Source organism: uncultured Paraglaciecola sp., from assembly GCF_913020055.1.
Lineage (GTDB): Bacteria > Pseudomonadota > Gammaproteobacteria > Enterobacterales > Alteromonadaceae > Paraglaciecola.
Map to the genome: position 1 here is coordinate 1 of NZ_CAJWCF010000112.1, position 14,192 is coordinate 14,192.

The following is a 14,192-nucleotide window of genomic DNA, read 5'->3' on the forward strand; positions in this document are numbered from 1 at the left end:
AAAGCTCCCACCGACGAACTATCGATCGTTTCTGGGGCGTGACCAAGTAGCCCTAGAATCACGGCCTTGCCGGTTCCGTGTCCTTTGCCTGTTTGCCCTAAGGAGCCAAACAGCTCTACTTTTATTTCGTCGGTTTTTTCAAAGTCGCCTTGGGCTTCTAGTTGTTCGCAAAATGTTTTGGCTGCACGCATTGGGCCAACAGTATGCGAACTAGAAGGGCCAATACCTATACTAAACATATCAAAAACGCTGATCATTTTGCTCGTTCCACAACAATATATAAAACGTGATTGTGCTAGTTAATTGTTATGAGAACAATAGCTAAGCTGTATTCGCTCTGAAGTCAGAGTGTAAAGATTATTGTAACTTTGGATGGGGTATTCGTTGTTTGTTTAAAAATGATTCGATAAATTACGCACAAAAGCTGCGGTAGCCCCCCAAATATTGTGTTTTTCCCACGGGATAAAATAAACAGGGAATTGCCCATTTTTGCGTTTAACCCAATGAATTAGATGGTTACTTTGATCCATTAAATAACTTAACGGTACTTCGAAGGTACTATCTACTTCATTTTTATCTAAATTTAAGCTTGTTGGAGCAGAGATAAAGCCAATATAAGGTAACACTTCATAACGACTCACTGTGCGATATAAAGGTAAGTTACCGACAATTTCTACTTTACTGGGGGATAAACCCACTTCTTCATGGGTTTCACGTAAAGCAGTTTCAACCAACGAATTGTCAAATAACTCTTGTTTTCCACCCGGAAAACTCACTTGACCAGCATGATGTTTTAAATGACTTGCTCTTACCGTAAACAGTACAGTCAGTTCATTGCTGTACTCCAATATTGGTAATAATACAGCAGCGGGTTTACCCGGTTCTCTCAGCGGAAAATCCGCCACAGTATGAACTTGTTTAGCATGATGAAATCGAGTGAGGAACTGTGCTTTATCCATGGGCGTTTATCCAAGCCTCGACAAGGTAGTGTTTTCACTTAATACAGGTAATATTTTTGACACTTTGTCTAAGCTCTCCTGATATTCATCTTTAGCGTCAGAGTCAAGCACAATACCACCACCGGCCCAGCAATGTATGGTTTGTTGATGGTTGGATTGTTCGCGTGATTTCTCGCATAGCAGAGTACGAATACAAATATTGGTATCCATATCGCCAAACAGACCTAAGTAGCCAATACTACCGCAATAAACATTGCGATTGTTTGGCTCTAGCTCGTTGATAATTTGCATGGCGCGAATTTTCGGGGCGCCTGTGATTGAGCCTCCGGGAAACGCGCCTTGTAATAAGTCTATAGGGCTACTGGTTGTTTTTAGTTGACCGGTTACTGTGCTCACCAGATGATGGACTGCAGCAAAACTTTCTAATTTGAACAATTCGGGCACGTTAACGCTGCCTGGCTGACAGTGTTTGCTAAGGTCATTACGCAGTAAATCAACAATCATCAAGTTTTCGGCTTGGTCCTTCTCTGCGCTTAATAAGGATTCAATTTGTTGCTGATCTTGTTTCGGGTCATCACTCCGAGGTCTGGTGCCTTTGATTGGTTTAGTTTGCACTAAGCCATCATTGACTGACAAAAATCGTTCAGGTGAAATACTCATTACGACACTATTTGTTAAGCGAATAAAGGCAGAGAAGGGGGCTTGGTTGGCTTTACGCAAACGTTGATAAGCTTGCCACTCGTCGCCAGAATAATTAGCTGAAAACCGCTGGGCTAAGTTGATTTGATAACAGTCACCAGCCTGTAAATAGGAAAAAATGCGAGACAGTTTTTCAGTATATTGTTGTTGGCTCATATTCGATTGCCAATCACTGGTTAAACTAAACGCGTGTTGTGTATTGTCACAATTTACCCATTGCTGAATATCTTTAATCGATGGGTGAGGATATTGATCAATAGAACATAAATAAAACTGCTGATTAATATTGTCCTTAATTATGCTCCACGCATAAATACCCACCGCCATGTCGGGGGTAGAATACTCATCTGCGTTTTTATTGGGCAGGCTTTCGAAACGTTTGCCTAAGTCATAACCAAACAAACCTAGTGCACCTGCCATAAAGGGTAATGTAGTTTTTTGGTTAGCGATAACCTGACTACTAGGCAAAAATTTTTTTAATAAGTCTTGTACTAACGACAATGGATTAACTGTGCTTTCTAGGTTTTGATTGGTGTCTTGTTGCCATACATTGCTTGTGTTGCCAACTGTGGTAACGGTTGCAATTGGGTTAGCCACTATTATGTCAAAACGGCCATCCTCACGTTGGCTATTCGCAGAGTCTAGAAACATCGCCCATGGTGCAGTTGCAAAATGGGCAAAGATGTCGGCCATCGAATACTGTTCAGGTAAATTAAGCGGGCTGACTGTTAATGAATAAGTGTGTTTGTTCATGCTGACTACTTTTATGTACCTCAAAATAACAGTGGGTAGGTTACTGATTGCTTAGCTGAATTGTCGTGGAGCAAATTGCCTGTTCAGGTTATCATATCTAATAGTGAAAACTTAACCCAGAAAATTTAAGAGGCATCTATGGCTGTTATCCGTCAGCAAGATTTTATCGATAGTATTGAAGAGTCTTTGCAGTTTATTTCCTATTATCATCCCCTTGATTACATCAAAGCGGTCGAAAAGGCTTACAACAAAGAACAAAGTCAGGCTGCAAAAGATGCCATGGCGCAGATACTGATCAATTCACGCATGTCTGCCGAAGGCAAACGCCCATTGTGTCAAGACACTGGCATAGTTACCTGTTTTGTAAAAATTGGTATGGGTGTGCAATGGGATAAAACAGATTTGACCGTACAAGAAATGGTAGATGAAGGTACACGCCGTGCTTACTTAAATCCTGATAATCCATTGCGTGCATCGATTGTCGCCGATCCTGCGGGGAAAAGAATCAATACTACAGACAACACGCCAGCTGTTGTACACATAGATACCGTGCCTGGTGGTGAAATTGAAATTATGATTGCAGCCAAAGGTGGCGGCTCTGAAAATAAATCTAAAATGGTCATGCTTAATCCTAGTGATGATATTGCCGACTGGGTTGTGAAAACATTGCCTACTATGGGGGCGGGCTGGTGTCCTCCAGGTATGTTAGGCATAGGCATAGGTGGTACGGCTGAAAAAGCTGGGGTATTAGCCAAAGAAAGTTTGATGGATCCGGTTGATATTCAAGAGTTGATGGACAGAGGCGCAGAAACAACAGAAGAGAAATTACGCTTAGATATATTTAAAAAGGTCAATGACTTAGGCATTGGTGCACAAGGTTTAGGTGGTCTAACTACAGTTGTGGATATAAAAATTAAATCAATGCCCACCCATGCTGCTTCAAAGCCTGTGGTGATGATCCCAAATTGTGCGGCAACCCGACATGCTCATTTTCACTTAGATGGCTCTGGACCTGCTGATTTTACCCCACCTAAATTAGAAGATTGGCCAAAAGTGACTTGGGAAGTAGGCGAGGGCACTCGCCGTGTTGATTTAAACACTGTGACCAAACAAGATATCCAAGACTGGAAAGTCGGCGAAACAGTTTTGTTGTCAGGTAAAATGTTAACCGGACGAGATGCCGCACACAAACGTATTCAAACCATGTTAGCCAATGGTGAAGGTTTACCAGAGGGCGTGGACTTCGAGAATAAATTTATTTATTACGTTGGCCCAGTGGATGCGGTACGTGATGAAGCTGTAGGCCCAGCAGGCCCTACAACGGCGACGCGCATGGATAAATTTACTGACATGATGTTAGAGCAAACTGGCATCAGCGGCATGATTGGTAAAGCCGAACGTGGCCCAGCTACAGTGGCAAGTATAGCCAAACACAAATCTGTGTATTTAATGGCTGTGGGTGGTGCTGCCTATTTAGTGTCTAAAGCGATTAAAAAGGCGCGCGTAGTAGCCTTTGAAGATTTAGGCATGGAGGCTATCTACGAATTTGACGTAGTGGACATGCCAGTAACCGTTGCGGTGGATAGCACCGGAGCCAACGCCCATGAAACAGGCCCTGCTATTTGGAAAATCAAAATTGCTGAAATGGAAAAATAAGTTGTTTTAGTTAGGTCCTGATCACGGCGGTAAATTACGATTTACCGCCTTTTTTATTGCTAAGAATTACCAAAAGAGCAGAACAGATCTTTATGAGTCAATTTAACGACGTTAATTTACTGCCTACTTCTTTAATAGCTATTTTTGTAGGTCTATTTTTATTGGGAGTGTTGATTGGTGCATTTATTATTAGCTTTAAGGCCAATAAAAATGCGCAGAAAACGGTTGAACAAAACAGTTTATTTGCTAACCAACAAGAAACTCAGTTAAGGGACCAGCTTGCACAACAAGATATAATGATTAAAGCATTAACCTCTGAACAGCGAATTGCTCAGCAAGAACAAATGCTCACACAAAATAAACTAGGTCAATTGACCCAACGAGTGGGAAGAATTGCCGAGTTAGAAACAGAGAAAAACTATTGGCAGCAGCAACATCAACAAAGTAATAGACAGGCAAGTGAGTTACGCACGCAATTAGAGTCGCAAGCCGCTCGTTTTGAACAAGAACAAATTGCCAGTCAGGATAAATTACAGTTGTTAGAAGCGGCCGAGAAACGTTTACAAGAACAATTTGAGAACCTTGCTAACAAAATTTTTGAACAGAAACATGAAAAATTTAGCCAATCGAGTACAGCTGGCTTAGATTCGATTTTATTACCGTTAAAAGAACAGATTGAAGGCTTCAAAAAGCAAGTCACAGATCAGTACGTTAAAGAAGGGCAAGAACGGGCATCCCTTAAAACTGAAATTTTAGGCTTAAAAGAGCTCAACCAACAAATTACCCATGATGCAGCTGCCTTAACCAAAGCCTTAAAAGGCGACAACAAAGTGCAAGGTAATTGGGGGGAAGTTGTTTTAGAAAGAGTGTTAAAAGAATCAGGTCTGCGCGAAGGTCATGAGTTTGACACTCAAGTTTCACTAAAAAATGAACACGGAAAAAGTTTTCAACCTGATGTAGTCGTCCATTTACCTAACGACAAAGATATAGTGATTGACTCTAAAGTGTCGCTCGCCGCTTATGAACGTTATTTTAATGAACATGATGATGAGTTAGCGCGCGTTGTGCACCTAAAAGAACACGTCAACTCATTGCGCAATCATATAAAAGAACTAGGTAGAAAAGACTATCAAGACTTAAAAGGCATTCGCACCTTAGATTATGTGCTGATGTTTATTCCTATAGAGTCTGCATTTATACTTGCCGCCGACCAAGCTCCCGAGTTGATGAAATTGGCTTTTGATAACAATATTATGTTGGTTAGCCCCACTAATTTGCTGGTGGCATTACGTACTATCAACAATATTTGGCAATACGAATATCAAAATCAAAACGCACAAAAAATTGCCGATAATGCGGCTAAATTATATGACAAGTTTCATGGCTTTATGGTGGATATGGATAAAGTTGGTAAAGCCATAGAGTCGAGTCAGAAAAGTTATGATGGCGCCATGAACAAACTATCTACGGGTAAAGGCAACCTTGTAAGGCAAGTAGAGCAGTTCCGTAAATTAGGTGTACAAAGTAATAAAACGTTAGACGCAAATTTACTCGATAGTGCTGAAAATGAGGATGAAGATGAGCAAGAATAAAATCAGCAACTATTTGTATAGCTGCGAGTTTCTAGCTCAAAGGTAAAAGATGTTAAACCAGAGAGCTCAAGGAGAGCCGGGCGCCGAGGGTTTCGTTCATATATAAAAAAGATTGCTTAGAATTAAGTGACTTATCTTCCATGTTCTTAATGCCTCTGTAGTTAATCGTTTTTTTACGCATAAAAAAACGGCCTCAAAAGAGGCCATTTTTAAAGGTTAGCAGGATAAGCTACTTACCTTCCATGTTGAACGTTTAGTTCGTTCAAGAACAATTCTCTATTAAGCGCGGGGCTTAAATTCTGTTGTTAAGCGCAGCAACGATTGGTGATGCGTCTAAACCATTTTCAGAAGCCCACACTAATACTGTTTTGCCGTCTTGCTCAGGTGAGCTTAAGTCACCCTTAGGCATTTTCTTAACCATCAAGGTGCCTGTTTCAACAGCGTTGTTTAACATAGCTGTACGTATAAGGCTGTTTCCGCCGCACGATACACCTGTGTAATAATCTTTAAGTTTAAGTCTGTAATCAGATTGAACACGTTTCATTTTTTTACGTAGTTCACCTTTGTCATCGGCTTTCACGATAGTACAGATATTTTGCAATGCTTCGCCTACGTCAGCTTGTGCGTTACCGGCAGTGAATAAAGAGATAGTAGCGATAGCGATAGAAGTTTTAACTATTTTCAACATGGTTAATTTCCTCGGTGTTTAAGTTTAAGTTTGTAAATTCGGTGAAACATGTTTTGTTTCGATGAGGCTATTAAAGACTATTTGAATTGATTAAAAAATCTGTGCAGTGATACTTAGGTATGGGAATTGATAACCTTTTTGTTGTTGGACTGTATTGTTAAATTCCCAATCGCTTAAAGCTTATAAGAAGAGTATGTCAATAAAGGTGTATAAGACGGTATTATTATCCGCAGGATTTAGTCCGTGCAGATTTAACTCCCCAAATGGGATTTCAAATGTTCGAGCGATACTAGATCCCAATCATGCTTTTAAAGAGAAACAATACAATTCCTACCTTGTTTCTTCCCTTGATATAAGGCCTTGTCAGCCCGAACAATAATTGAATCACTGCTAGTATCATCGTTCCAAATATTGGTTACACCTAGGGTAATGGTAAGTTTAAGTTTTTGAGATCCTGTATTATCGGGTTGAACATAATCTATATTTAACGCTTCGACTGCCTGTCGTGTTCGTTCAGCGGCAAGTTTGCCATTTTCCAGCGAGGTATCTGGAAGGAACACTAAAAACTCCTCTCCACCCCAGCGGGCCACCTCATCAGATTCTCTTGCTGTTGCTTTAATACATTGAGCTACTTCTTTAAGAACCACGTCACCACAATGATGCCCATAGGTATCGTTAAATTGTTTAAAAAAATCTATATCAATTAAAATGACACAAAAGTCACGCTTATGACGTTTAAATTGTAAGTAGTGGTCTTGTATATTTTTAACGATTGCTCTGCGATTCTTCAATAGCGTTAAACTGTCGGTTAACGCTATATTTTCTATTTCTATATAAGCTTGTTTGAGTTCATTGTTTGTTTTGTTTATAACCTCGGCGGTTTTTAAGTTGTGTCGGTAGCGTAAAAATAAAAATACTAATGTTATTAGGAGAAGTAGAATGCAAGAGACAAAGATAAAACTGCGAACTTTATCTTTACTTGCTTGCAGGCTGGCAACAAGCTTTTCGTTTTCTAGTTTAATAATGGTTTTTTGCTATTCAATGGAGTTATGTTTTTCTTGCTCCTGAAAAAGAATACGCTTACTTTCTTCATTGAAAATTTGATCTTTAAGTTGGTCGTACTGCACTAGGTATTTATAAGCTTTCGCTAAATCACCTAGTGTAGCGTAGAGTTCCGATAACTCTTTCATTACAAGCAATAGTGACTCTTCAGCATTAATCTTTTTCGCTAATGTCATTGATTTAAGTAGGGCCGTTTCCGCTTCAATCAATTCACCATATTTAATTGAAATCCGGCTGTCTAAAAGGTGAGAGTATATTTCTAAGCGTGGAGTGTTATTTTTCTGGGTATATTCTAAGCATTTATTAACCGCTAATCGGGCTTCGGCATAATTTCCAACAGGAATAGATGCTTCAGCTAAGTTCAAATAGGCAAAGGTTAATATTCTTTGATCATCATATAAACTCGCAGCTTCAATAGATTTCTTGCTATATAAAATAGCACTGTCAAAATCACCTGATAAAGAAAATAGGTCGGCTAGATTGAAGTAAACTCTAGCATTTCGTAAAACCGACTCACGACCTATTGGGTTTTCGACAATTGCTTCTAAAAAATATTTTTCAGCTAGTTTTAACTCACCCATCGCTGAATACACTATGCCTAAATCTAAATTTTTATCGGCTTTCCCGTCTTTATTATCTATGTCTTTATGTATGTTTATGGCTCTAAAAAAATACTGTGTCGCCTCCTGATATGAGCCTTTTACCATTGCGGTGTTTCCTTGGTCGTCTAACAATTTGGCCAGCATTTTTTTGTTATCCAAGGAATGGTATATGTCGTTTGCTTTTGAAAAATATTGAAAAGCACTGTCATATTCTCCCTGGATGTGAAAAATACGCCCTTTGTTATGTAACGCTATGCCAATTTTTAAAGGAAATTCCTTATCCATTTAGAGTTCTATGGCTCTATCGACGGCTTCGATGGCCTTTGCCGATTGTCCATTTTGCTGAAAAGTGATGGTGAGTAAATTAAGCATGTCGAGTATTAAACCAGGTTGGTTTAGCTCTTCGCTTAATGATAAAGCAGTCGAATAGTAGGTAATCGCAGCTTGATAATTGGCGAGTTCAATTTCTAATTCACCTAAGATTTCATAAAGTTGTATTTGTTGTCTGATGTCGTCATTCGAAAGAGTGACATTTAATGTTTCGAGTGCGAGCTTTTTAGCTTGCTCGGTATTGGAATACTTAACGAGTTTAATCTGTGCAAGCGTGTCGCTTATGTCAAATTTACTATTAACTAAAGTGGAATTGCTAGCTGAGCAAACGCTATTACAGTAGATTAATAATATATAAAGGATGAGCTTTTTCATTAATTAACACCTAGGACTGAAGCGTATTACTCTATCAGTATATAACAGGCCCCTATACTCTAATTAATAGATTTAAAGGGCAAACTATCATGTTAGACCTTTTATTCAACATTCAAACTCAGCAAAACTAGTGTTTTGAATGACTCTCGATTTAACGAGCAGATGAATAGCATATTGTTTAAATATTTCTTGATGGCTGAAATAAAACGAACCCAGGGGCGATGGCACCCCTCAAGTTGTTAACTACCCATTACTCTGGATGAAAGGCATGTGCAACTTGCGCAATTTGTTCTCGCATCCAAATATGCGCATCGTCTAAATCGGCGCTCATATGCCAATATAAAAAGTATTCAAGGGGGGGTAATTCAAAAGGCAACTCGTACATCGCCAAATCATAATGTTTAGCCAGATGATAGGGTAAACAAGCAATTAAATCGGTTTTAACTAGCGTAGAAGGTACGGTTAAAAAGTGTTGGCTTCGCATCACAACTTTGCGTTTTTCACCTGCTTTATCTAACGCAACGTCGATTGGGCCCACACCGGTTTTTCTGTGAGAAACGTTTATATGACCTAGTTGTAAAAACTCCTCCATATTCATACCTTGCGATAATGAGGGGTGGTTTTTACGTGCTAAAACTACAAATCTATCTTGAGCGATTTTTTGTTTACACAAGTGTTGATCGCTAAACGATGAGGCATCTGCGTAAAAATCTAAATTTCCGCTAGCCATGGCAGAAACAATGTTTTTACGTTCTATTTCGTAGTTAGTCAGTGAAATTTTGGGTGCGCTTTTTTGCAATTGACCAAGTAGGCGAGGAATGATGTTTACTTCGAGTAAATCTCGACAGGCGAAGTTAAAGGTCTTTTCTGCCTTATGTGGATCGAAAATATGGCTTTCCTGCACACTTCTTCTTAATAATCCTAAGGCTTCCCGAGCAGGGCCGATGATGTTTTGAGCGACTGGGGTAGGGGTCATACTGTGGCCCGTACGCACAAACAAAGGATCGTTAAGCATTTCCCGCAAACGGGCTAAAGAGTTACTGACAGCTGGTTGAGTAATACACAACACATCTGCGGCTTTGGTTAAACTACCAGCAGTGTATATCGCATCAAAAACAGCAAATAAGTTTAAGTCAATTCGGTGCAAATTCATAAATATTCCTATACAACTCGCACTAGCATACGTTATTTATTAGTTAAATCAATGTTTGGCTATAGTTAATATTCATTATATTGATATTGCAAAGCTTGATAAGGTTTTTGGATATTTAATCAAATGAGGCAATAATATGAATAAGAAATTATTAGAACTTGTGGGTGGAGAACAACTCCCTGTGGGTGATTGGATCACAATTACTCAAGATGATATTAATCTGTTTGCTAAAGCAACGAACGACCATCAATGGATACACGTAGACCCAGTTCGTTGTAAAAAAGAGAGTCCATTTTCCACAACTATTGCCCATGGTTATTTAACTGTTACTTTGATTCCCAGCTCACTGTATCAATCTATTGAACCAGACCCTGAATTTCAATCGTTACTTAATTATGGTGTCGATAAAATTCGATTCATTGAAGCTGTGCGAGTCAATGACAAGATAAGATTTGTATCAACATTGATTAACACAGAGCAAAAAGCGTCGGGAAAATTGTTTTATTTTGAAACGGTTGCAGAGATAGAAGGTCGAGATAAACCTGCAATGAAAGGGGTTTTTCTGACATTGTTAGTGGGGGCTTAGCCTGTATTAGAACTCACTTTATTCATTATTATAGTAATACGGTTGTTATGTCTTAACGTCGGCTGGTCAGACCATATGGTTAATTGATATTTACATATAGATAACAATCTATTTACATGCTGCTCCCTCCAATCTACTATGAAAGTTGAGTGTCTATATTTACATATATCAGGCACTTAGCAAAAAATAATATTATTAGAATTAAATAGTTTGATGGTCTTCTGTTTGGGTCGTCATACAGCGTCCGCTCTTTGGATGAGAAATTTAATATCTACTAGCTAATAGCTCACCTATTGGGGACACAGTATGAAAATGAAAACTAAATTAACGGCATTAGCAGTGGCAATTTCTGCCCAGCTTATGCCTGTAAGCAACCTCGCTCTGGCTCAAGAGCAAAGTGCCGATCAAGAGCAAGACATTGAATTAATTATGGTAACGGGCAGTTTTGTAAGGCGCAGTGAAAACTTTGAATCACCTTCACCATTAGCGGTGCTTGATGCTGGAGATATAGAGTCTATTGGTGCGAAAAGCATTGGCGATATCACTCAAACACTAACGATAAATACCGGTGCTGAAAATACTCCGGATGCATTTACTCAGAATGCTACTGCTGGTACATCTAATATTAACCTGCGTGGATTAGGCGTGGCTTCTACCTTGATTTTGTTAAATAATAAACGCCAGGTGGTGTCTGCACAGAATAACAACGGCGGAGTTAATTTTGTAGATACAAGTTCTTTGGTACCAATGATTGCTTTAAACCGAATGGAAGTGGTTAAAGATGGCGCTTCTGCATTATACGGCTCTGATGCAGTAGCAGGTGTAGTGAATTTTATTACCAAAACAGAATATGAAGGCGCGCAAGTTTCGCTTGATTATCAGGACGGCGCACACGGCGACAATAAAGAATATACGGTTCAAGGATTATGGGGCACAGTCGGTGACGACAGCAGCATTTTAGCTGCTATTAGTTATACCAATCGTTCCCCCTTGTTCACTCGAGACCGTCGCTTAAGTCGCCCCCAAGACGATGCTAGTTCATTAGGAAACCCCGGTTCATATTTTATTGGTGCAACTCCATTTATTGACCCCACTGGTTGTGAAGAGTTTGGCGGATTACCAACGTTGCTTGCTCCTCCAGGAACAGTGCCAGGCTTAAGTGTCGGGCTTTGTCGTTTTGACTTCGGGCAAGGTTTTTCTTTTGTTCCGGATGAAACTCGAGTTAATGCCTATGTCAAGGCAACCAAGCAATTAACAGATAATATTGAATGGACAACGGAAATCACTACAGCTAGGAATAGGGCTGAACGAGGTGGCTCACCGAGTTTCCCTATCTTAACCTTCCCGACTGTTCCGGCTACTCACCCAAACAATGTGTTTGGACAGGATGTGTCTTACTTTGGTCGTGAGGTCGGTAACGATGCTAATGGTAATGCGCTTCCTGGCGATCCCGCGAACACAGAATCCGATACCTTTAGGTTCATGACTATGCTGCAAGGGGAATTGGAAAACGGTTTTTGGGAAGTCAGTTATACGGCCGCCCGAAATGACTTTCTGTTCTACGGTAATGATACCTTAGGGCAACAGTTTCAAAATGCACTTCGTGGTTTTGGCGGTCAAGGGTGTGATCCAATAGCAGGTGTAGCTGGAGAAGGTGCATGTGAGTATTTTAATCCATTCGCAACACAATTTACCACATCGCCGAATTCTCAGAACGTAATCGATTCTTTTACCGCCAGGCAATCAATTGATTCTAAGTCAAACCTTGAAGTGGCAGAAGCTTTTCTCTCAACTGAATTATTTGAGATGGATGGCGGTGCTGCTGGAATTGCTGTTGGCGTTCAGTATCGGTATCAGGATTTGTTTCAAGACCACGATTCTCTGTCTAACCAAGATAAATTCGCTTTTGTTATTGGTAACCCAGATATAGGCGGCGAGCAGGACGTTGTTGCTTTTTTTGGTGAATTAGCCTTGCCAGTAAGTGACACAATTGACATACAATTGGCACTCAGATACGAAGATTACGGCGGTACTACAGGTGACACTATTGATCCTAAGCTGGCATTGTCTTGGCGAGCAACTGAAGATTTTTCACTTAGAGCCTCCGTTTCAACCTCATTTAGAGCACCCTCTATCTTTCAAAGAGAGGGTGGGGGTACTGGCCTTAATCAGGTGAGTGATCCTATTACTGGTGGGCAATTTTTTGCTGCAGTTAGAGCTAGCGGTAATGAAGAACTTGTACCTGAGGAATCAACTGCATTCAATGTTGGTTTTTCACTTGAGCCAGTTGATGATTTATCTATTGAGGTAGACTATTGGAACTTTGATTTCACCAATTTAATTATTCAAGAGAGTTTTCAGGCGCTACTTAACGCAGAGCCACAAAATACAGACAGAATTATCAGGGTAGGCGATCCACTGAATGGCCCTATCATTCGCATAAATACTACTTATGTGAATGCGAGTTCACTCGAAACCTCTGGTTTGGATTTTGTCGTTAACTATAAAATAGATACCGACATAGGCACATTCACTCCCAACTTAACTGCGACCTATATCCTTGCCTATGACTTGGTTGATCCGCAGGCAGGTGAAATAGATGGTGTAGGGTCACGAAATTTCAATAATATTGGTACATCTACCCCGGAACTAAAAGCTAATGTAGGTTTGAATTGGAAACATGAGAACTACTCAGCCAACATTTTTGCTCGCCATGTAGACAGTTACACAGACGATCAAAATGACCTCGGAGAGATTGACAGCCACCTCACATGGGATGCTCAACTCAATATCGATTTGGGAGGCTTATTTGAAACGGATGGCGCTTACGTCCTAACATTCGGTGGTGTCAATCTAACTGATGAAGATCCGCCGCAAGTATTTACCAATGGTGGTTTTGATTCTAGAGTACATGACCCACGTGGCAGACAAATCTATGCCCGCTTAGCGGTGGAATTTTAGTTAAAACCTAAACTTATCATCCCCGGCTACGTCCGGGGATTTTTTTGTAAACTAGTTTTCCAGTTGTCATAATATTAATTAGTGACTACACACTTCTCTTTACCTGATTAATTGCACATTATATAAAAATACTTTTAAGCAAATCCTTTGATTCAAACACAATGATGAGAAACCTATCATGGAAAAATATTCCCAAGAAAAAATACAAATTGAACTGGAAAAAATCAACCAACAATTAGAAATTCAACAACATTGGCAACTAGTTGAAGGCAAGTTGACAAAAACTTTCAAGTTTAAAAGTTTTATCCGAGCTTTTGGTTGGATGTCGCAAATAGCCATTTGGGCCGAAAAACTCAACCATCATCCAGAATGGTTTAACGTTTATAATAAAGTTGATGTGCAATTGACTACCCATGATGCGGTTGGAATAAGTGAGCTTGACTTTAAGTTAGCAGAAAAAATGGAACTGTTTTTTAAATAACGTTGATTGAGCGCAATATTTCAAAGATTACATTTCATATGTGCATTTCAATAGTTGTTGTAAGTCAGTTTGCTTATTCGTCGTATAATTCAACATATCGTATGTAGTTTGAGCGGTTAAACATGTTTTTGGGATTTATCTGTATTATCCCCTTGCACGCCTAAGTTTGCTATGTATAATACGCCCCACTTGAGGAGAGGAAGGAAACATAACTTCCGACTCAAAGAAGATTTCAAGCGCGGGATGGAGCAGTCTGGTAGCTCGTCGGGCTCATAACCCGAAGGTCGTAGGTTCA

General features: G+C 39.9%; 13 protein-coding genes. 5 read left to right on the forward strand and 8 right to left on the reverse strand.

Annotated features, from left to right (window positions below):
• The 3 genes from QZ488_RS18625 to pabB all read right to left on the reverse strand — a co-directional run.
• Positions 1-257 (reverse strand): serine dehydratase beta chain (locus QZ488_RS18625; RefSeq protein WP_293751550.1); only part of this gene is annotated, 257 nt, incomplete at its 3' end.
• 135 nt (positions 258-392) lie between these two features.
• Positions 393-959: a CoA pyrophosphatase gene (locus QZ488_RS18630; RefSeq protein ID WP_293751552.1), complete on the reverse strand. Its 567-nt coding sequence runs from the start codon at positions 957-959 to the stop codon at positions 393-395.
• A 6-nt stretch (positions 960-965) separates the two neighbouring features.
• Positions 966-2,411, reverse strand: coding sequence for an aminodeoxychorismate synthase component I (gene pabB, locus QZ488_RS18635; protein WP_293751554.1), 1,446 nt, complete (start codon positions 2,409-2,411; stop codon positions 966-968).
• Between the two features lie 138 nt (positions 2,412-2,549).
• Here pabB and QZ488_RS18640 point away from each other — a divergent pair, with 138 nt between their 5' ends.
• Both QZ488_RS18640 and rmuC read left to right on the forward strand, forming a co-directional pair.
• Positions 2,550-4,067: a fumarate hydratase gene (locus QZ488_RS18640; RefSeq protein WP_293751556.1), complete on the forward strand. Its 1,518-nt coding sequence runs from the start codon at positions 2,550-2,552 to the stop codon at positions 4,065-4,067.
• Between the two features lie 92 nt (positions 4,068-4,159).
• On the forward strand, positions 4,160-5,659 hold the full coding sequence (gene rmuC, locus QZ488_RS18645) for a DNA recombination protein RmuC (protein WP_293751558.1): 1,500 nt from the start codon (positions 4,160-4,162) through the stop codon (positions 5,657-5,659).
• A gap of 292 nt (positions 5,660-5,951) precedes the next feature.
• On the opposite strand, the gene QZ488_RS18650 is transcribed toward rmuC, so the two are convergent.
• The 5 genes from QZ488_RS18650 to QZ488_RS18670 all read right to left on the reverse strand — a co-directional run bounded on the left by QZ488_RS18650 (position 5,952) and on the right by QZ488_RS18670 (position 9,869).
• Entirely contained in the window at positions 5,952-6,347 is a 396-nt protein-coding gene (locus QZ488_RS18650; RefSeq protein ID WP_293751560.1) for a DUF3718 domain-containing protein, read from the reverse strand.
• Positions 6,348-6,655: 308 nt separating this feature from the next.
• Positions 6,656-7,372 carry a GGDEF domain-containing protein gene (locus QZ488_RS18655; protein ID WP_366509066.1) on the reverse strand — a complete coding sequence of 239 codons (717 nt, stop codon included), beginning with the start codon at positions 7,370-7,372 and terminating at the stop codon, positions 6,656-6,658.
• Between the two features lie 9 nt (positions 7,373-7,381).
• A complete protein-coding gene (locus tag QZ488_RS18660; RefSeq protein ID WP_293751562.1) occupies positions 7,382-8,296 on the reverse strand; it encodes a hypothetical protein in 915 nt (304 codons plus the stop codon).
• Complete coding sequence (locus QZ488_RS18665) at positions 8,297-8,716, reverse strand: tetratricopeptide repeat protein (protein ID WP_293751564.1); 420 nt, start codon at positions 8,714-8,716, stop codon at positions 8,297-8,299.
• A 250-nt stretch (positions 8,717-8,966) separates the two neighbouring features.
• Positions 8,967-9,869 (reverse strand): LysR family transcriptional regulator, encoded by a 903-nt coding sequence (locus QZ488_RS18670; protein ID WP_293751566.1) that lies wholly within the window; start codon positions 9,867-9,869, stop codon positions 8,967-8,969.
• A 136-nt stretch (positions 9,870-10,005) separates the two neighbouring features.
• Here QZ488_RS18670 and QZ488_RS18675 point away from each other — a divergent pair, with 136 nt between their 5' ends.
• The 3 genes from QZ488_RS18675 to QZ488_RS18685 all read left to right on the forward strand — a co-directional run bounded on the left by QZ488_RS18675 (position 10,006) and on the right by QZ488_RS18685 (position 13,897).
• The gene (locus tag QZ488_RS18675; RefSeq protein WP_293751568.1) at positions 10,006-10,455 is read left to right on the forward strand and encodes a MaoC family dehydratase; all 450 of its coding nucleotides are present in this window, start codon (positions 10,006-10,008) and stop codon (positions 10,453-10,455) included.
• 306 nt (positions 10,456-10,761) lie between these two features.
• Positions 10,762-13,416, forward strand: coding sequence for a TonB-dependent receptor (locus QZ488_RS18680; protein ID WP_293751570.1), 2,655 nt, complete (start codon positions 10,762-10,764; stop codon positions 13,414-13,416).
• A 175-nt stretch (positions 13,417-13,591) separates the two neighbouring features.
• Complete coding sequence (locus QZ488_RS18685) at positions 13,592-13,897, forward strand: 4a-hydroxytetrahydrobiopterin dehydratase (protein WP_293751574.1); 306 nt, start codon at positions 13,592-13,594, stop codon at positions 13,895-13,897.
• Positions 13,898-14,192: the final 295 nt, after the last annotated feature.